Origin of the sequence: Halospina denitrificans (genome assembly GCF_004364635.1) — a bacterium.
GTDB lineage: Bacteria > Pseudomonadota > Gammaproteobacteria > Pseudomonadales > Oleiphilaceae > Halospina > Halospina denitrificans.
In genome coordinates this window covers 264,364-283,148 of record NZ_SOAX01000004.1, presented here as the reverse complement: position 1 = coordinate 283,148, position 18,785 = coordinate 264,364, and the positions used below count along the sequence as shown (strand labels likewise).

Below are 18,785 nucleotides of genomic sequence, written 5' to 3'. Positions count from 1 at the left end.
CATGATGACTCCCCCTGTTTCAGATTGAAGATCACAGACACCTTCAATGTGCCACATCGATGCTGTGGGAGCAGGGGGAGTCCATATCATTCGTTAAATGCCAGTGATAGCGAGATCCAGTGCCCCAACAATCTGGTCCCTGAAATGTGAAAGGGAACCGACGGGATTTTTGAGATGTTTTTCTGGCACCGAGGAAATTTGAGGAGTCATTAATAGCAATTGTTGATCGTCGAAGGATATTTCAGGCGTGAGCCCCCGCATCGACTGGCTCCCTAAAGCTGAATGCTTGCTCAATGGAATAACGATACGAGTTGCCAGGTCGGTCAGGAGGCTACTTTGGATATCGACGAGGTAGGGATAGTGAGCTCTGCTGGCTTTGCTTGGGTTGGGGTACACATCGAACTGCGCCATCAAAACTCCCTGAATTCGTCACCGAAGCATCCATGCTGCTCGACAAACTCGTTGTAGCTTCTGATCGCAGCGCGATTTTCCTCGACCCATTGAGCGGCTTCGCGTTTGGCAAGCTCTTCTTTCAGGGCCCGCTCCAAGGTGGCTGAAAGGCTAATGTTCAGATCCCGCGTTTTGCGGAGCAGGTCACTGTTAACTGATAAGTTTGCTGCTTTTTTGGGTGCGTCTGTGTTGTAAAGTTCGGCCATCATAGCCTCCAATAGGCTGTTGCATGCATAGCTTCAGTTTATGCGCATGATAATGCGCATTCAAGAGCATTTAACCAGTGGCCGTTGTCGGACGCACCTACGCTGCGCTCCGGCAAGCCGCAAAGCCAAGCTTTAAATCAGTAGTGATATCGAACCTGGGCGATAAGTAAGGCGTCATCTGGCAAGCCAGTCAGCCCGAGCAGCGGTTTTCTTCAAGGCTCCACTTTGCCCCTCAGGGCTTTGGTTTTTCCTTTCCGAGTTTTACTGTCGACGCGGCGTCGCTTTGCTGACCGTGTCGGTCTTGTGGGTCGACGGGCTTTTTGCTGCTTTACGGCTTCCTGAATCAGCGCTTTCAGGCGTTGCAGCGCGTCCTCTTTATTCATCTCAAGGGTGCGGAAGGACTGTGCCTTGATGATCACGACGCCCTCTTTACTGATGCGCTGGTCGGATAACGCCATCAACCGTTCCTTGTAAAAGGGCGGTAAGCTGGAGTTGGGGATGTCAAAGCGAAGGTGCACCGCCGAGGCGACTTTGTTGACGTTCTGGCCGCCAGCACCCTGGGCGCGAATCTGGGTGATTTCGATCTCCCAGTCAGCAAGTTCGACGGTATTGGATATCTTCAGCATGTCCCTACGATACCGCTTGGGGGAAACACTCTCCAATATGACTTCTTGAGCCGATTCTTAACTGTTCCGGAAACTGGTACCCTTCGGTTCTATTCACGATAAGAGTCCTGGATGACCTATTCGATTGCAGTGATTGGTAGCGGCATGGCGGGGCTGGCGGCGGCCTATCGGGCGCGCTGCACCGGCCACGATGTTACCGTGTTCGAAGCCCGCAACAGCCATGGTATGGACGCCCATTCCCTCAAGGTGGATGGCGGCCTGGTGGATGTGCCCCTGCGTGTGATGAGTTCCGACGCCTGGCCCAGCGTGCTCGAACTCGCCAAGGAAGTGGGTGTGGGCACTTTCGAGGTGCGCACCCACGCCTCATGCAGCTGGACCAATCGTTACACCTGGTTCCGCAGCGGGGAAGTGCCGGTTCTGGGCTGGCCCTTTATCGGCTCCTGGCGCTACCTGGACCCCCGCGCACTGCGTATGGGTCTGGGCGTCTGGCAACTGGGTCGCCTGACTCGCAAGCTCGAACGTGCGAACAGCGACGCCACTCTGGGTGAAATCCTGGAGCAACATGATTTCGACCCGTTGTTCTGGCGCGGGCTGGTGCTGCCCATCCTCACCACCATCTGCACCTGTGAGGAAAAACACCTGTTGAACTGGCCGGCGACGCAGCTGCTTTCGCTGCTCCATGGCATCCTCCACGGTACTGAACTCTGCCGCCTCAAGGGCGGCACCCCGGCGCTGGTCCAGGGTCTGGCCAAAGACCTGCCTGTACATGCCGGCAGCCCCGTGGCGCAGGTCGAGGAAGGCGACGAAGGGGTGAAGGTCTATAACGAGCGGGGCGACGGCGGTGTGTTCGACCGGGTGATCATCGCCACCCAGGCCAATCATCTGAGCTTTCTGGATGACACGCAGTTTGGCAATGAGCGGGAAACGCTGGAAAATATCGGGTTCGACTCGGGCAAGCTCTGGGTCCATCAGGACTCACGTTTCATGCCCGCGAAGAAAGAGGACTGGACCGCGCTGAATTTCCAGATGGACGACGCGCTGGAAAAGCCCATGTTCACCGTCTGGGTTAACCGGGTCGAGCCTACGCTCAAAGGCAGCGCGCCGGTGTTCCAGACCTGGAACCCGCTGTTCGAACCGGACCCGGACACTGTGCTCGCCTGTGTGCCGCTGGAGCGCGCGGTGGTTCACCCCGGCACCGCCCGGGTGCACGAAGCCTTATCCCAATGGCACCGTCAGCCCGGCCGCAAGGTCTTTTTCTGTGGCTCCTGGGCCTACGAGGGCGTGCCGCTGCTGGAATCCGCCGTGCGCTCGGCCAACGCCGTGGTGGATGCCATCAATCAGCCGTCGTCTGGCACTGCCGCCAGCAACTCTGGATAACCGGTTGAATTGACATTGAGCCCGCAAGACGTTGAAACCCTGTTGGAAACCATTCCTGATGTGCGCGACGGTCTGACTCGCACTGAGCGGATCATCCTGTATGTATTGCAGGAAACCCAGCGTGAGCTGAATGGTCGCAACGTGCCAACCGTCATGCTCTATGGCCGGGTTCAGGAATACGTCAATCTCAGCGAAGCGGAGCTTAACCTTTACCTGGATCGGCTGGGTGTGAGCGGAGATTGAGAGGATCTAACCGGAAAAAACCGCAAAGTGCCTCATAGACCTCTGGCTGTTCCGCCTGAAGATGACCAGGCTGCTGAAAGAAGGTTTCCGTCAGTACGGCGAAAAACTCCGCCGGCTCGGTGGCGCCGTAAGGGTCGAGCCAGGGTTTCTGGTGATGACGGAGTGAGTGGCGCAGCTGTTCGTAGGCACGGGTCATGGTGTCCTGCCAATGCCGTGCCTGTTCGCCGCTGAGTGGTGGAGCGCCATCGGCGGTGCCGTCCAGGTAATCCAGCTGGTGGGCAAATTCGTGAAGGATCACGTTATGGTGCCCGTGTGGATGGACGGCGCCTTCCTCGCAATCGGTCCATGCCAGCACGACCTGGCCGTGGTTTGACGCTTCGCCGGCGCGGACCTGGTTGCTTACGCTGACCACGACCCCATCGCTTTCAACACCCCTGGCATAATACCTGTCCGGATAAACCAGGATGCTGCCTATCTCGTCGAAATCGGAGAAGTTGCGGGCAACGATCAACAGGCAGGCATGCCCCGCAATGGTGAGGCGGACGGTGTCGTCCACTTCAAATCCGTCGCACCCGTAGAAGGATTTTTCCGCCAGGAATAGCTGTACGTGCTGTTCAAGTTGGTGCCTGAGCTGAGCGGGCAACTTGCGATATAAAGGCACCTGGGTTTTGAGTGTTTTCCGCCAGTGCTCCGGGAATGGTTGCTGGAGTTGCCTGTTCCGCCGCCAGGCGCGATAGAAAAACAGGTAGAAAATGAAGACGCCAATAATAGCCAGCGCACAGAGGGTGTAGATCAGCATTGTGGCAATTCAGCGCCTCCCGTTTTCTGCCAGTAAGGATAGTCTTACCGGGCGTGTTCAGGATATCGTACAGGCAAGAGGGCAACAATCGGCGCCACAGTGGTTAAGAGCCTGTAGGTCAACGGCTGAAATCTGAATTCGTCAAAAAAGCCTGATTCCGTGCGCTTTTCGGGGATTAATGGAGAACTTGGATGGCCGATAGCGATAGAGAAGCAACACCTGCTCAGTCAGCGCCAGAGGACCGGCACGAACTCCATCAGGAACTTCCGATTGATTTCCCGGACCCGTTTTTCCGCGGCCTGCACCGGATTATTCGGTTTGCGATTCGGGTACTTGCGGTACTGATGGTCGCCGTTATTCTCTGGGGTGTCGGTGATGTTATTTACATCATTTACGACAGGCTGATCACGCCACCTTTCCTGCTTCTGAACATTAACGATATTTTCTACACGTTCGGCGCTTTTATGGCAGTGCTGATTGCCGTGGAAATTTTCATTAATATACGACTCTATCTTGGTACCAATGTCTTTCCCGTGCAGTTGGTTGTCGCCACCGCGCTTATGGCCATTGCCCGGAAGGTCATCGTGCTGGATTTCGAAACACTGACTCCCATGTACCTGATCGGTATTGCGGCGACCACACTGGCGCTTGGCATTACCTATTGGCTGTTGAGGCAGGGCAATCAATATCATGAGTGGGATGATTGATGGCACTCGCTGGACTTCCACCGGACGTCTTTGTCGCGCTGGCTTTTGACGCCCATACTCCGCAGAGCACTGTCACTGTCCACGACGCATTCAAGGCGGATACCGTAAATTGCTGACCGCTGCCCGTAATCTCTGGCGCAAACACCGCTTCCTCTTTCTGGCGTTTATTACGGCGCTTGTGGTGACGCTGTTCTTTGCCGCGCGCCTGCTGATGTTCACCCTGTACTGGGTTGATCCCGCCCACGATAACCAGCCGTTGGAAGGCTGGATGACCCCGCGCTATGTGGCCCATTCCTACGATCTGCCACCTACGGTGGTCCGTGATGTACTGGAGTTGGAAGCTGTCGATGGTGAGCCTCGCACGCTGGCGGAGCTTGTCAAGAGCTCCGATCTGACCCTCGAGGAGATACAACGCCGCGTCGATGAGGCTGCGCGTACTCATAAGGGTGGCCGTCAATGACGGACACGGTCTTCATCCTCGTTGCCAACTACGGCAGTCTGGCCCTGTTCGTCATCACTTTCCTGAGCTGTCTGGCTGTGCCGGTGCCGGCATCTCTGATGATGCTCACCGGGGGTGCCTTTGCTGCGTCAGGGGATCTGGTGCTGATCACTGCAAGCCTGTCAGCCTATGGCGGGGCCCTGAGCGGCGACCAGACCGGGTTCCTGGTCGGGCGGTCCTGTGCGCGGGCCCTGGAGCGATGGGCGGAGGCCCGGAGGAGTCGGGCCCGTCTGTTGAGTAGGGCGCGGGCGTCAATTGACGAGTGGGGCGGAGTGGGAGTCTTTCTCAGCCGGTGGCTGATCAGTCCGTTTGGGCCCTACGTCAACTTCGCGAGTGGCGCGGGGCGCATGCGTTGGGCCCGCTTCAGCGCATGGAGTGCGGCTGGAGAGGTGGTATGGGTCGGTATGTATGTCGGCCTCGGGTACATGTTCGCCGACAGCCTCACGGCCGTGGCCGAGTTCGCCGCCGATTTGAGTGGGTTGATTGCCGGTGGTGTTGTCGCAGTAGGCCTTGGGTTGTGGTTGCGGGTGATGCAAAGGCGCCACGGCCGCGCGGGAAGGAAATCCCCGCAGAGGGTATCCAGGGACTAGTTTTTTTACCTACGGTCATATTACCGGAGGTGCATTTTCTGAGCTTATTCGCGTGACGAGGAAGGCAATACCTGCAAGATGTGTACGTATCGGGTAACGGGGTAGCTGCGCAGGGCAGCTACCCGCTTCGCTGGATGGCTTTAGCGCCCACGGAGCCGTTCAAGAGCACGCGTGATCCATGCCCTGGCGTCTTCAAGGGGCTGGTTTTCCTCGATGAATCCGCGAATGGCTTCCATCTGCTGCTCCATCAGCCCGGGCCTGTCCAGATCACCGGGTTTCTCACCGGGGCCCAGAGGTAGGATGTGCTCGAAGTAGGTGCCGCCCAGGATGCGCCTGAGAATGCCCTCGCCGATGAACGATTCGTCGTTGTTCAGGGTGCGTGTAGCCCTGAGCAGTCGGCGCAGGTCGTACTGGCCCGGATAGATGTCGGGGACCTGTTTCCTGATATCGAGCAGGCTGTAGACGCCGATGCGTGCCGTGCGGACCGAACTCTCAAGGGTGAAGACCACATCATTGTGGGTTTCAACGAACTGCCCCATGCACGCCAGATTGGTGCTGCCCTCGGGAACCACCCAGGGGCGGTCGCCCTTGGCGCGCGGCATGAACTGGGACGTGATGTAGGGCATCAGTGCCATGCGCGTTTTGGTTGCGGCAATGATCTCATCCACCTGGTCGATGAGCCCGAGGTGATGGCACATTTCGGTCAGTATTTCCTTACCGGTGCATTCCGCCATGGTTTTCTGGACGTAATCGCCCGGCGTGTCCATCCACAGGGCGTAGGCCCAGAGCACGATTACATCATCGGGCTGGTCCAGAAAGTGCGGCTGGCGGTTGCAGGTGAAGCTCATCAGCCAGGCCGAGTCCGTAAAGGTGATGACGCCGCCTGTTGCCGTGAAACCCGAGTAAGGGTCGTTAACGGTCAGCTCCTTGAGCTTGTCCATCAGAGGAGAGGGCTTACAGGTGAGCGTTATTGACTCCCACATTGAGCCGGGTATGTCGCCGCAGAATTTCTCCGGCCGGCCGAAAACCTCGGATTTCCCGGCCAGGTTCTTCCAGAGTTGCCAGCCAGAGCCCGGTCCCGGCTCGTTCTGATCACGCAGTTCCGGCACTGTGTCGTCATCGCCGTACGCGGTGTCCTCGGTCATTGAGCCGGTGGTGACAAAGACGAGATCGTTCCGGTCCACGCTCAGGGTTGCTCCGCCCTCATCGCTGTGGCACTTGATGCTGGTGACAGTCCGGGTGTTGTCGCTGGTTTCCATCTCCAGGTCGGTCACGATGGTGTCGTACCGGATATTGACGCCCTGGTCCTTCAGCCATTCCGTGAGCGGACGCACGAAGCTGTCGTACTGGTTGTACTTGGGGAAGACCAGGGAGGTCATGTCGTTGAGCCCGTCCAGCAGGTGCAGGAAGCGGTGCATGTAGAGCTTCATCTCCAGCACCGAGTGCCAGTTCTGGAAGGCGAACATGGTGCGCCAGAAGGTGTAGAAGTTGCTGCGCAGGAAGCCATCGCTGAACCACTGCTCGACGGTGACATCATCCAGTTCCTCTTTCGGGGTCAGGAGGAGCTTGATGACTTCCATCTGTTGGAGCGCGGTCAGCGTCATGGTCGAGAAGTCCTTGATCTGGCCCTGTTTCTCCAGAAGCCGCGCCTTCGACCAGTTCTTGTCCGCATCGTTGAGGATGCGGTACTCGTCCAGGACCGTGAACGGCTCGGGCAGGTCCAGTGCCGGGATTTCCGAGAAGACATCCCAGAAGTTCTGGTAGGTCATTTCCATTTCCCGGCCGCCGCGGACAATGTAGCCGTCTTCCGGGTTGCCGGCGCCGTCTAGGGACCCGCCTTCGATTGGCTGTTCTTCGATGAAGGTGATGTTTTCGGCCGGCATATGACCGTCACGAATCAGGAAGAACGCAGCGGACAGGCCAGCAATGCCGCCACCGATGATCCAGGCGCGACGCTCCTTAATGCCCTCGGTGGGTAATGGGCGGTTGTTGGTATAGGCGCCGTGCAGGTCGGGAGGGGGCAGTGGCGTGTCGACACCATTATGCAGGTGGTCTGCCGAGGCATCGGGGGTGACGTGGATATTCTGCGCCCGGAGCGCGTCAATGTGTGCCTGAAGGCGTTTTGAGGTACTGGTTCCGTTCACTCGGAGATTCCTTTACTTGGTGGATTCTGGGCGCCATTCTGGGGGTAAATCCTGTGTTTACCGATGATACATATCAACAGCCATGGAATCGCCGCATTTTGTTCGGGAGACTGATCGACGCAGATCGCCGACAGTCCCTATACTGGATCACCATCCCTCAAGGATTTCTTTATGCGTGTCTTCGCCAACCCAGTCGGTTCCGGATCACTCTGGTTCGACAATCTCGCGACCGCCGACGGAACGCCCGTCGCGTACGACCCCCAGGCCCGGGCCTTCCTGCCCATGCCGCCATTCTGCGCCAACCGGGATGTGATTGGCTGTAACTGGATTGCCCCCGAGGAGGGTGCGTTCTGCCGGTCCTGTGCGATGACGGCGCTGGCCCCGGACCCCTCAATTCCCAATGCGATGCCCAACTGGGCTCAGACCGAGGCGGCCAAACGCTGGGCGCTTGATAATCTGGGCCGTTGGCACTGGTTCCGGCCGGAGGACCCGGGTGCGCCTCCCACTTTTCACATGCTCGCGGAAGGCCCGACGCCGGTGCCCATGGGCCATGTCGAGGGCATCGTGACCATCAGTGTGGCCGAGGCGGATCCGGTGCTGCGTACAACCCGCCGTGAGGCTCTGCATGAGCCCTATCGGACCATGATCGGCCATATGCGCCACGAGATCGCCCATATGCTGTGGTGGCGGCTGAGCCTCCGGGATGATTTCCTTGAGGCCTTCCGCGCCATGTTTGGCGATGAGCGCATTGATTATCGGGCATCACTTCAATACTACTTTGAGAACGGGCCGCCGGCGGAATGGAAGCAGTACTACCTGACCACTTATGCCTCCGCGCACCCGCATGAGGACTGGGCCGAGACTGCGGCGCACCTGCTGCATCTTACTGATATTACAGACAGCTTTGTCGCGACGGGCCTGTCCTCGCCAGAGATACCCTACCCGGGCTGGGATCCGTATTCGGAACCGGACGCGAATCGCCTGATCAAGGTTGCGGCCTCTCTCACCGTGGGGGTCAATCACGTCAACCGGTCCATGGGGCTGCCGGATCTCTATCCGTTTGTACTCTCGGACCATGCACGGCATAAACTGGCGTTCGTGCATGATTGGTTGAGGCGGGGTGCCCAGGGGCGTTAACGGAGTTTTTATTGACCGGCCCCTGGTGAGGCGATGGCAAGACATGAATCCCGGCTACTGTGCTGTTCCAGGATGGTGAACTCATCAAGAACAAGCCCGGCGGCACGAATCTGGGACTTGAAGTCCTCTTCGTAGGTTACCCGCCCGAAATCGATACTGGTGGCCCGGCGCAGCATGGGCTTGAGGGCCTCCATCCAGCGCGAGCGCCTGCTCTGGATCGTTTGCGTGAAGTAGATCCGCCCGCCCGGCTTCAGCAGTGAGCTGCAGTGCCTGAGTGCCCGCTCGGGCTCGGGCAGCAACATGAAGCTTGCCGAGAAGTAAACGGCATCGTAGGGGCCGCCCTGGTGATCATAGACGGATTCCTGCCGGACCTCTGATCGCTCACTCAGGGAGGAGGCCTGGAGCTGTTGCCGTGCGCGTTCGACGTAGTCGGCATCAATATCAATGCCGGTGATCTGCAGCTGCTTCCGCTGAGCCAGCTCGGCATTGGCCAGCAGGGCCCCGGCTGTGCCGATGCCCACGTCCAGCAGCACGGCATTCTCCGGCAAACGCTCGAGCACTGCGGCGTACCAGCGGGCTGTGAGCTTGAGGATCAGTGTGTCGTAGATCAGGCTTCGAATCATGGCGCCAAACCTATCACATACGGGTAGCGAGGGGTACTGGCAACCCAGGGAGGCATGATGGAGGAAGTGGGGGTGTCATCGAGGGTGGTTTTTTCCACTCGGGGCGTGACCAAGGTCTATGCGATGGGTGAGATGGAGATCCATGCTCTCAGGGGGGTGGACCTGGACCTCTATGCCGGGGAGCTCAGTGTGATGCTGGGTGCTTCAGGCTCCGGAAAGTCCACGCTTCTCAACATTCTTGGTGGCCTGGATAGCGCTACGGATGGGCGGGTGATGTATGGCGACCAAAACCTTGTACGAGCCTCTGACAGAGTACTGACGGCATTCCGCCGCGATCATGTGGGATTTGTGTTTCAGTTCTACAACCTGATCTCGAGTCTTACCGCGCGCGAGAATGTATCCATTGTCACCGAGATAAGCCGCAATCCCATGACACCGGAAGAAGCCCTGGCGATGGTGGGGCTGGAAGAGCGCATGGACCATTTCCCGTCCCAGCTTTCCGGCGGTGAACAGCAGCGCGTCGCCATCGCCAGGGCCATTGCCAAGCGGCCTGACGTCCTGCTCTGCGATGAACCCACCGGGGCCCTGGACTCGAAAACCGGGGTGCGCGTCCTGGAGGCGCTCGAGCATGTGAACCGGGAACTGGGTACCACCACGGTGGTTATTACGCACAATGCGGTGATCGGTGAAATGGCGGAACGTGTAATCCAGCTCAGCGATGGTCAGGTGGCCAGTGTTCATGTGAACCAACGGCGCGCGGCGCCGGGCGAGCTTCACTGGTGAGGACCCTGAGGCGAAAGCTCATTCGCGATCTGGCCATGCTGCGCGGGCAGGTTACCGCGATAGCCATTGTCATCGCGGCAGGTGTGATGACCCTGGTCATGCTGGTCACATCCCTGGACGCGATACGGCTGTCCAAGGATCGCTTCTACGAGGAGTTCAACTTCGCCCATGTCTTCGTGGATCTCAAGCGGGCCCCGGAGCGCGTTGCCGAGCGGGTGCGGGAGATTGAGGGGGTCAGCCTGCTACAGACACAGGTCCAGTCACCGGTCCGCCTGGAAGTGCCGGGATTCGATGACCCGGTACGGGGCCAGGTGCTTTCCATTCCGGATGGGCGCCAGCCTGACCTGAACCAGCTCCACCTGAGGGAGGGTTCGCTTCCCGAATCCGGGCGCAATGACCAGGTCCTGCTGAGTGAACCCTTTGCCGAGGCTCATGGCCTTCAGGTAGGCGACAACCTGACCGCCATCATCAATGGACGCCTGAAAACCCTCAGTGTCAGTGGTGTGGCGCTCTCTCCCGAATTCATCTACCAGCTGGGCCCCGGCGACCTTCTCCCGGATTACGAGCGATTCGGCGTACTCTGGATGAACCGGCGCGCCCTGGCCGCCTCCCTCGATATGGATGGGGCCTTCAACCGCCTGGCCCTGAGCCTGCAATCGGGCGTGCCCGTTGAGCCCATGATTGAGGCAGTGGACGGGATACTCGCGCCCTATGGCGGGTTGGGGGCCTATGATCGGGAGGATCAGCTGTCCCACCGTTTTCTTTCCCAGGAACTGGACCAGCTCCGGATGTCCGCCACGATTTTGCCCACGATCTTTCTGGGTGTCGCCGCTTTCCTTCTGAATGTGCTGATGGCCCGCATCATCAATACGCAGCGCCAGCAGGTTGCCGTGCTCAAGGCGTTTGGCTATGGCAATGGGGCTATTGGTTGGTATTACGGGCTTCTTACCGGCCTGATCGTGCTCATTGGCTGCGTTTTCGGGGTGGTGCTTGGCGGGTGGGCCGCCAGCGGCCTGGCCGGGGTTTACATGGAGTATTTCCGTTTCCCGGCCATGAGCTTCCGGCTGCAGCCCCGGGTAATCCTGTTGGGTGTGGCCATCGCGGGGGCAGCGGCGGGACTGGGAACCTTCCGTGCCGTGAGCCGGGCCGCGCGGCTTCCGCCCGCCCAGGCCATGCGCCCTCCCGCACCGGAGACCTATCACCAGACGGCGCTGGAGCGTTCCGTGCTCTGGCGCTGGCTCAGCCAGCCCAGCCGCATCATCATCCGCAACCTCAGCCGGCACAGGCTGAAGGCCGCCTTTTCCGTGCTGGGCATCAGTCTTTCCGGGGCGCTGATCCTGGTGGGCAGCTTCCAGTTCAATGCCGTGGATCACCTGATTGATACCCAGTACCGGCTGGTCCAGAAGGCGGACACCAATATCTATTTTTCCGAGCCGGTTGCGCCGGGCGTCAAGGCGAGCCTCCTCAATCAGCCGGGTGTCACGGCCGTCGAGACCTTCCGGGATGTGGCGACCCGGCTGACGCATGGCCACCGTGAATACCGCACGGCCATTCAGGGCATGGATGCGAGTCGCAGGCTGCGTGGGCTGATCGACACGGCTTATCGGGACATCACCCTGCCCGGGGAGGGACTGCTGCTGACGGCCTATCTGGCCGAGCATCTGGGCGTGGAGCCGGGGGACACCGTTGACGTGGAGGTTATGGAGGGGCAACGCCGGACACTGTCGGTGCCGGTCGCGGGAACCGTCAACGAACCCATTGGCATGGGCGCTTACATGGAGCGTCGTGCACTGAACCGGCTGTTGCGCGAGGGGCCCGCCGTGACCGGGGCCTGGCTGCTCACGGACCAGAGCCGGGAACAGGCGTTGTTCGACCGTCTGTGGGATATGCCCCTTGTTACCAGCGTGGGAATGATCAGGGAATCACGGACCAGCATCAGGCGTTATATTGAGGATACGATGCTGTTCATGATGGGTTTTATGCTGTTGCTGGCGGGCTCCATCGCCTTTGCGGTGCTCTATAACAATGCGCGCATCGCCTTTGCCGAACGGGCCCGGGAACTAGCGACGCTGCGGGTCCTGGGATTCACCCGGACGGAGGTGGCGTGGATCCTCATTGGCGAGATTGGCCTTCTGACCCTGCTGTCGATTCCCGTCGGTTGGGGGCTGGGGACCGCCTTGGCGTGGCTTTTGAACCAGAGCATCAGTATGGATCTTTTCCGGGTACCCTTTGTGATTACCCATCAGACCTATGCCTTTGCCGCGGCGGGCGTGGTGCTTGCTGCGACCCTGTCGCTGCTGTTTGTCGCGCGACGCCTTTACCGTCTGAATATGATTGACGCACTGAAAACGGCTGAGTAGATAAAACCATGAACCGAAAGCAGATCATGATCGGCATTGCGGGGCTCGTACTGTTGGGCCTTCTGATTCTGGCGCTGAAGCCCTCGCCCATCCCGGTCAGCGCCACCGAGGTGCGCCGGGGACCGTTCACTGAGTATGTGGAGGACGAGGGTGAAACGCATCTGCCGGAACCGCATCATGTATCCGCGCCCATCAGTGGTTTTCTCCGCCGCGTCGATCTGGATCCGGGGGACAGGGTTGAGGCCGGCGACACCCTGTTTGAGCTTGAATCCCTCCCTACACCCGCGCTGGATGCACGGGCCCGGGAGCAGGCCAGGGAGAGGGTGTCGGCTGCCCAGGCTCGCCTGCAGGCAGCCGAGGCGGAACTCGAGGCGCGCGAGTCGCAGCATGAGCTGGCGCAGAAGGAATACGAGCGGGCCCAGCGCCTGCATGAACGTGGCGCCATCTCTGCCGAGGAGCGGGATCGGCGGCGCAGTCAGCGTGATTCGGCCCGTGCGGCGGAACGCTCCGCCCGCCATGCGGTTGAGGTGGCTCGGTTTGAGCTGGAGGCCGCGCGCGCGGTTGTCGAGATTGCGGACGGGGAGCGTGCCCCCCTGGAACAGCCGAGCCTGTCCGTAAGGGCACCCATAACCGGTACCGTTACCCGCGTGTACCGGTGCTGCGAGGGGCCGGTACAGGCTGGCGAGGAGATCCTGCAGATTGGGGATCTCAGCACCCTTGAGGTTCGTGTGGATCTGTTGTCCATGGACGCAGTGCGGGTGGAGGAGGGTATGCGCGTGGTCCTGGATCGCTGGGGCCGGGATGATGAGCTGGAGGGGCGAGTGCATCGCGTGGAGCCCGCGGGTTATACCCGGGTCTCCGCCCTGGGCGTGGATGAACAGCGTGTGCCCGTCAGGGTCGAGATCACATCCCCCAGGGAGCAGTGGCCGGAGCTGGGGGATGCCTTCCGGGTTGAGGCACGCTTCATCCTCTGGGAGGGCGAGGACGTGGTGCAGGTGCCATCCAGTGCCCTGTTCCGGCGTGACGACAGCTGGGCTATTTTCGTTGTAGAGGATGGGCAGGCCGTGCTGAAAACCGTGAAAACGGGGCGCCGGAGTGGTCTCTGGACCCAGGTGACAGATGGGCTTTCCGGGGATGAGGTGGTCATTACCCACCCCGGCGATCGTATTGAGAGTGGTGTGGGTGTTGAGGTGGACCTACGGGGTTACCAGTAGTGTACGTTCAGCAGCCCCGGGGGTAGACTCGCCTTTGACCCATGGCAGGTCTAATCTACAGGGTGCGTTTGTTCCATAAGGTGTTACAGCGACGATGATGATCAATGCGGGAGTCAGGCGAGTGCTGCTTGCCTGCGTGTTCCTGGTGGCTTTCAGTCCGGCCTGGGGGGAGGGGATCCGGGTAGCGGTTCCGCCATTGGCCAACCTGCTGGAAAAGGATCACTCCGGCGTCTATCAGCGCTTGGTTGCGCAGGCATTGGAACCGTTGGATGCGGAGATTGAGCAGGTGTTCTACCCGTACCGGCGCTCCCTCAAGGCGTTTGAGGAGCGGCGGGTTGATTGTATTTTCTCCCTTACCACCGTTCTGGAGAGGCGCTACGGAGAGGATGAGCTTGTTCAGAGCTACCCGCTCGGAAAGTTTGTATTCTATGTTTTCACGCCCGCCGGACAACCTTCCATAACCTCCCTGGATGAGCTGGATGACCGCGTTGTTGGCGGTATTATGGGGCATGAGGTCTACCTCAAACCGGTGTTGGGGGAGAATCATGGGCTGGAGCAGGTAAGGACCGAGGAGCAGGCCGTGCGGATGCTGGAGCTGGGCCGCATTGATGCCTTTATTGCTGCAATGCCGGATATCCGCCCCTTCCTCGATCGGTTGAATTACTCCCCCGAGCACCCGCTGATGCACAGTTTTGACCGACTCAACTGCCACAACACGGCACGGAACCGGGCTTTTATCCAGGCTCTCTCCGGGGAACTGCGAAAGCTCAAGGAACAGGGGGTCTACGAGAAAGAAGCCCGCGACCTGTATCTGCCGTTCTGATTGCCGAAGGCCGCTTACCCGCTGCCAGGGAGGTCCAAAAGGAATCGTTCACCGTCCAGGGCCTGCCTGAGCCGATCCGCCAGGATATCCACCATGCCCTCGTGCTCGCCCGCCAGCCGGCTGATCGCGGTCTTAAGGCCCGGATTGCGCTGCTCCGCCTCTGCGCAGATGCCCGCCACATCGCCATCCTGGCCCGCATGGCGACCCGGCGAAAGGAACAGCATGGAAAGGATGACCTCTCCCTGGTTGAAGCCGGGCTGATCCAGAAGGTTCTCCAGAAGCGGCTCGTTGAACCGGTATTCATCCCCTTCGCGCCGCTCCATGGAGGCGGCCGTGACGCTGTGGGCCTCGCCCTCCAGCAATGCGGCCAGCTGGCCTGCCAGGACGTTGCGCACGGCGGTTACCTCGGGAATCGGACTGCCATGGTCCACCAGGGCCACGGCGGGTCGGGCCCTGGGGGGCATCTGCTCCAGGGCGCCATCCCTGAGCATCCGTGCCAGCCTGAGGTCAATTGGCCCCTGAAGGTCGACCAGCGGGGCGGCAACGCGCACGGTCACATCCGGATAGCTCTCCCGGAGTGTGGCCATGCGCTCGGGCAGGTAACCGGTCAGCGCGCGACTCGGCCCGAAAAAGAACGGCAGCACCACGATTTCCCGACTGCCCTGTTCCGCATGCCTTGTCGCGGCCGGGCCCAGGGTGGTGGCCGGTGTTCCCTCCAGCTCCTCCGCCGGGACCTTGTTGGAGTGCAGCAGCGAGGCGGCTTCCACGGGGATGCCGGTACGTTCGCTGAGCGCGGCGGCGATCCGCCTCAGGTTGAGGGTCGAGGCTGGTCTTAACGAGCCGTTGTCCACAAGGAATACTGAACGCATGGTCTCTCCAGGGGCAGTGCGTTAGTGCATTAACCACAGGGTATACGAAGCACCGGCCGAATGTGATTGTTCGCCGGCTCCATTCATTGATGATGCAGGATCAACTGGGTCACCACGATGGCCGCGAGAATCAGTGAGACGCCTTTCCAGAATGCCTCGGGGTTGCGCTCGATGAGCGGCGGTCGCTCGGCGTTGATGAATTCGGGGCGCGGGTGGCGCAGGTCATGGAGGAACTCGGAGACTTCCGCGTAGCGGTGCTCGGGGTGGGGATGAAGGGCCTTGCGCAGGGTGCCATCGATCCAGGCGGGGCAGCCCCGATTGTAGTGGCTTACGGGATGATACCGGAGCCGGTTGAGACCCGCTCGGGTCCGCACTTGCGCCGCCTCGGGGCCATAGGGCAGCCGGCCCGTGAGCATCTGGTAGGTGATCACGGCCAGCGAGAACACATCGGATCGGGCGGACCCCCCTTCCCCCATGAAGTACTCGGGCGCGGAGTACTGTTCCGTCCCCAGAATAGGCTCGCCGTTGCGGGCCGCGCCCTCGCTGATTCCGGCAACGCGGACCGCGCCGAAGTCGATCAGCTTGGCGGTTCCCGAGCTGTCGATCATTACGTTCTCCGGGCGGACGTCCTGGTGGATCATGTCCTGCCGGTGAAAGGCGCGCAGCCCCTTGCCGATCTGTTCAACGAGTGTCCGGACCTGGCCGAACTCGGCACAGGGGTTGTCGCGCATCCATTGGGTAAGGGTCTGCCCCTCGATGTATTCGGTGACCACGTACAGGTAGTTCTGGGCGTGGGAGCGATCGCTCGGTCTCAGCACAAAGGGGCTGTTCACGCGCCGCGCGATCCATTCCTCGGCCAGGAACTGTTCCAGGGCCACCGGGTCCTCGCGCAGGTCGCTTGCCGGTACCTTGAGAGACACGGGCCTGCCCGTTTCGCTGTCCATGGCCAGGTAGACGTGACTGCGGCTGCTGACGTGGAGCTCGCGGATGATCTCGTAGCCGTCGATCAGGCTGCGCGCACCCAGTGCGGGCGGAAAGGGGAGCTCGGTGGCGCGCTGCTGGTATTCGCGGAGCGCGGGCGGGGGAACCGCGTCGACGCGCAGGATCTGGGCCGTGAGATTGTCCGTGCTGCCCTGGTTGTAGGCGTCGCTGACGAGCCGTCTTGCGGCGGCGTCCAGGTCATCGCTGTGGGCCCTTATCACGGCGGTTACCGTTTCGGGGGTCAGGGCCTCGTAGACGCCGTCGGTTGCCAGGACGAAGGTGTCGCCAGCCTCGACGGTGAATGACTGATAATCGATCTCCAACCGATTCTCCACACCGAGGGCGCGTCCGAGGTAACTCTTCCCGGCCGAGACCCAATGGCGGTGATCCCGGGTGAGCTGCTCCAGGGTGCGCCCCTGCACCCGATAGGCCCGGGAATCCCCGATATGGAAGAGGTGCGCCGTGGTCGACTTGATCACCAAGCCGGTAAAGGTGCAGACGTAACCGCGATCCTTGTCATACCGGGCCCAGCTGTTATTGGTGTGCCAGTGCAGCCAGGCATTGGTGGCATCGATGACCCGCTGGCCGGACTTCTTCACCGACCAGGCGGCGGAGGTGCAGTAGTAATCCTGGAGGAAACTCTTGATCGCGGTTTCGCTGGCGATGTGGCCCACGTCGCTGGTGCTGATCCCGTCGGCGAGCGCCATGGCGACTCCCTTTGAATCGAGTTCCGCGTCGTCAGGGATCCGGGCGCCATGGGCATCCTGGTTGGCGGGCTTGGAACCGGCGTCAGAATACTGTCCCACTGAAACGCGCAAATGCGCTGTCATTGCGACCCTCGCTGTTTGGCCGGTGGCTTTAACGAGAAAGCTGGTGCCCGGGTATCATCCCGGCACCAGCCTTCAGTGGTGGGGCCCCGCAGAGGCGGACCCTTTCTGAGTGCAATCAGGCGAAGGTCTTCTTCGGCTGGGTGCGCACATGGGTTGTGTAGAGCACCAGTCCGACCAGGGTCAGGCCACCGGCGAGGTTGCCCAGGACCGTCGGGATCTCATTCCACATGATGTACTGGTAGAGGGTGAATTCACCGCCCATCATAAGCCCGATCGGGAACAGGAACATGTTCACGACGGAGTGCTCGAAGCCGAGATAGAAGAAGACGATGATCGGCATCCACATGGCCATGATCTTGCCCGAAACATGGGTGGAAATGGTCGCACCGACGACGCCCATGGAGACCATCCAGTTACAGAACATGCCGCGCAGGAAAAGAACGATCCAGCCGGCCAGACCCGCCTCCTGGTAACCTACCGTGCGGCTTTCGCCGACCTGCATCATCTTCTGGCCCACTTCGTTGATGGCCTCGGAGCCGCCCATGGAGAAGTTGAGATAGCCGAAAACCGCGATGAACAGCGCACCGCCAAGGTTTCCGAGACCTACCAGGCCCCAGCATTTGAGCATTCTGGGCATGGTCACGCCGGGGCGTTTGTCCAGCAACGCCATAGGTACGAGCGTGAATACGCCCGTGAGCAGGTCGTAGCCCATGAGATAGAGCATACAGAAGCCGACCGGAAACAACAGTGAGCCGATCAGGAACGAACCGGTCTGAACGGCGATCGTGACGGCGAAGATAACCGCCAGCGCCAGGGTTGCCCCCGCCATAAAGGCACGGATGAGCGTGTCCCGTGTACCCATATAGATTTTGGCTTCGCCGGCATCCACCAGTTTGGTGACGAATTCGTTGGGTTGAAGATAAGACATAGGCTGCCTTCCTGTTCAGTTGGGTTGATTCGCGTCCGGAGGACGTAGGCATATCGAATGCACCACCCCCTGTAGCATTCGTTGTGCCAACTGTGTTCCAACCTGGGTGTCGTGGGCGCGAAGGCCCGTATTCCGGGGTTTGGCATTTATGCATGAGCTGTTTCTTTGAGGGGATTCAATCCGCGGGTAGGGGGAATGGAGCAGCAGGCCATGCCCCAATCAGGAGCAACGCTTCGCAGGATACGCACCAATCCTGCACACGGGTGATAATACCCTTGTCATCATTATTGCCGTATTGTTATGGAGACAATCAGGAATCCAACATCCGAGCAGCAACAAAAAGGAGTCGGTCATGACAGAGCCTGTTATTGCGCAGAAGGCGCCATTCGCGGTTCAGGTTGAAGCCGGAAAGAAACTGATGTGGTGCGCCTGTGGACGCAGCGAAAGCCAGCCCTTCTGTGACGGATCCCATAAGGGGACTGGCATCACGCCGGTAGCCTACACCCCGGAGGAGGCTGGAACGCTGTACTTCTGCGGGTGCAAGCAAACCGGCACGCCCCCGCTGTGCGACGGCAGCCACAAGAACCTGGGGTGAG

Annotated in this window: 20 protein-coding genes; 11 read left to right on the top strand and 9 right to left on the bottom strand. The window is 60.3% G+C overall.

Translation table 11 applies throughout. The features are described from left to right. Positions 1-93 precede the first annotated feature (93 nt). From DES49_RS10835 to arfB, 3 genes are all read right to left on the bottom strand, one after another. Complete coding sequence (locus DES49_RS10835; protein WP_133736421.1) at positions 94-411, bottom strand: CcdB family protein; 318 nt, start codon at positions 409-411, stop codon at positions 94-96. Next, positions 411-656 (bottom strand): type II toxin-antitoxin system CcdA family antitoxin, encoded by a 246-nt coding sequence (locus tag DES49_RS10830; RefSeq protein ID WP_133736420.1) that lies wholly within the window; start codon positions 654-656, stop codon positions 411-413. Before DES49_RS10830 ends, DES49_RS10835 begins: the two co-directional genes overlap by 1 nt. Before the next feature lie 212 nt (positions 657-868). Then, on the bottom strand, positions 869-1,282 hold the full coding sequence (gene arfB / locus DES49_RS10825) for an alternative ribosome rescue aminoacyl-tRNA hydrolase ArfB (RefSeq protein ID WP_133736419.1): 414 nt from the start codon (positions 1,280-1,282) through the stop codon (positions 869-871). A gap of 111 nt (positions 1,283-1,393) precedes the next feature. On the opposite strand from arfB, the gene DES49_RS10820 reads away from it, so the two are divergent. Continuing rightward, the gene (locus DES49_RS10820; RefSeq protein WP_133736418.1) at positions 1,394-2,659 is read left to right on the top strand and encodes an FAD-dependent oxidoreductase; all 1,266 of its coding nucleotides are present in this window, start codon (positions 1,394-1,396) and stop codon (positions 2,657-2,659) included. A 15-nt stretch (positions 2,660-2,674) separates the two neighbouring features. Continuing rightward, positions 2,675-2,902 (top strand): hypothetical protein, encoded by a 228-nt coding sequence (locus tag DES49_RS10815; protein ID WP_133736417.1) that lies wholly within the window; start codon positions 2,675-2,677, stop codon positions 2,900-2,902. Here DES49_RS10815 and DES49_RS10810 read toward each other — a convergent pair. Next, positions 2,862-3,701, bottom strand: a complete 840-nt coding sequence (locus DES49_RS10810; protein WP_424955232.1) for a M90 family metallopeptidase — start codon at positions 3,699-3,701, stop codon at positions 2,862-2,864. The genes DES49_RS10815 and DES49_RS10810 overlap by 41 nt on opposite strands. Before the next feature lie 191 nt (positions 3,702-3,892). Between DES49_RS10810 and DES49_RS10805 the strand changes: the two genes are divergently transcribed. The 3 genes from DES49_RS10805 (at position 3,893) to DES49_RS10795 (ending at position 5,497) form a co-directional block, all read left to right on the top strand. Next, positions 3,893-4,408 (top strand): phosphate-starvation-inducible PsiE family protein, encoded by a 516-nt coding sequence (locus DES49_RS10805; RefSeq protein ID WP_133736415.1) that lies wholly within the window; start codon positions 3,893-3,895, stop codon positions 4,406-4,408. A 109-nt stretch (positions 4,409-4,517) separates the two neighbouring features. After that, complete coding sequence (locus tag DES49_RS10800; protein WP_133736414.1) at positions 4,518-4,868, top strand: hypothetical protein; 351 nt, start codon at positions 4,518-4,520, stop codon at positions 4,866-4,868. Beyond that, positions 4,865-5,497, top strand: a complete 633-nt coding sequence (locus DES49_RS10795; RefSeq protein WP_133736413.1) for a DedA family protein — start codon at positions 4,865-4,867, stop codon at positions 5,495-5,497. The genes DES49_RS10800 and DES49_RS10795 overlap by 4 nt, the downstream gene beginning before the upstream one ends. Before the next feature lie 140 nt (positions 5,498-5,637). On the opposite strand, the gene DES49_RS10790 is transcribed toward DES49_RS10795, so the two are convergent. Next, positions 5,638-7,641, bottom strand: coding sequence for an oleate hydratase (locus tag DES49_RS10790; protein WP_424955231.1), 2,004 nt, complete (start codon positions 7,639-7,641; stop codon positions 5,638-5,640). 171 nt (positions 7,642-7,812) lie between these two features. On the opposite strand from DES49_RS10790, the gene DES49_RS10785 reads away from it, so the two are divergent. Continuing rightward, the gene (locus DES49_RS10785; protein WP_133736412.1) at positions 7,813-8,778 is read left to right on the top strand and encodes a zinc-binding metallopeptidase family protein; all 966 of its coding nucleotides are present in this window, start codon (positions 7,813-7,815) and stop codon (positions 8,776-8,778) included. Positions 8,779-8,786: 8 nt separating this feature from the next. Here the strand turns inward: DES49_RS10785 and DES49_RS10780 are convergent, their stop codons facing one another. Beyond that, positions 8,787-9,401 carry a class I SAM-dependent methyltransferase gene (locus tag DES49_RS10780; protein WP_133736411.1) on the bottom strand — a complete coding sequence of 205 codons (615 nt, stop codon included), beginning with the start codon at positions 9,399-9,401 and terminating at the stop codon, positions 8,787-8,789. Positions 9,402-9,455: 54 nt separating this feature from the next. On the opposite strand from DES49_RS10780, the gene DES49_RS10775 reads away from it, so the two are divergent. The 4 genes from DES49_RS10775 to DES49_RS10760 all read left to right on the top strand — a co-directional run bounded on the left by DES49_RS10775 (position 9,456) and on the right by DES49_RS10760 (position 14,581). Then, positions 9,456-10,184 carry an ABC transporter ATP-binding protein gene (locus DES49_RS10775; protein WP_133736410.1) on the top strand — a complete coding sequence of 243 codons (729 nt, stop codon included), beginning with the start codon at positions 9,456-9,458 and terminating at the stop codon, positions 10,182-10,184. Continuing rightward, the gene (locus DES49_RS10770; RefSeq protein WP_133736409.1) at positions 10,181-12,544 is read left to right on the top strand and encodes an ABC transporter permease; all 2,364 of its coding nucleotides are present in this window, start codon (positions 10,181-10,183) and stop codon (positions 12,542-12,544) included. The genes DES49_RS10775 and DES49_RS10770 overlap by 4 nt, the downstream gene beginning before the upstream one ends. An 8-nt stretch (positions 12,545-12,552) precedes the next feature. Continuing rightward, positions 12,553-13,758, top strand: coding sequence for an efflux RND transporter periplasmic adaptor subunit (locus DES49_RS10765; RefSeq protein WP_133736408.1), 1,206 nt, complete (start codon positions 12,553-12,555; stop codon positions 13,756-13,758). A 94-nt stretch (positions 13,759-13,852) separates the two neighbouring features. Then, positions 13,853-14,581 carry a substrate-binding periplasmic protein gene (locus DES49_RS10760; RefSeq protein WP_133736407.1) on the top strand — a complete coding sequence of 243 codons (729 nt, stop codon included), beginning with the start codon at positions 13,853-13,855 and terminating at the stop codon, positions 14,579-14,581. 14 nt (positions 14,582-14,595) lie between these two features. Here the strand turns inward: DES49_RS10760 and DES49_RS10755 are convergent, their stop codons facing one another. From DES49_RS10755 to DES49_RS10745, 3 genes are all read right to left on the bottom strand, one after another. Further along, positions 14,596-15,450: a sirohydrochlorin chelatase gene (locus tag DES49_RS10755; protein WP_133736406.1), complete on the bottom strand. Its 855-nt coding sequence runs from the start codon at positions 15,448-15,450 to the stop codon at positions 14,596-14,598. A gap of 83 nt (positions 15,451-15,533) precedes the next feature. Further along, complete coding sequence (locus tag DES49_RS10750; RefSeq protein ID WP_133736405.1) at positions 15,534-17,261, bottom strand: bifunctional protein-serine/threonine kinase/phosphatase; 1,728 nt, start codon at positions 17,259-17,261, stop codon at positions 15,534-15,536. 115 nt (positions 17,262-17,376) lie between these two features. Beyond that, the gene (locus tag DES49_RS10745) at positions 17,377-18,189 is read right to left on the bottom strand and encodes a formate/nitrite transporter family protein (protein ID WP_133736404.1); all 813 of its coding nucleotides are present in this window, start codon (positions 18,187-18,189) and stop codon (positions 17,377-17,379) included. 352 nt (positions 18,190-18,541) lie between these two features. On the opposite strand from DES49_RS10745, the gene DES49_RS10740 reads away from it, so the two are divergent. Beyond that, the gene (locus tag DES49_RS10740; RefSeq protein ID WP_133736403.1) at positions 18,542-18,784 is read left to right on the top strand and encodes a CDGSH iron-sulfur domain-containing protein; all 243 of its coding nucleotides are present in this window, start codon (positions 18,542-18,544) and stop codon (positions 18,782-18,784) included. Position 18,785 lies beyond the last annotated feature (1 nt).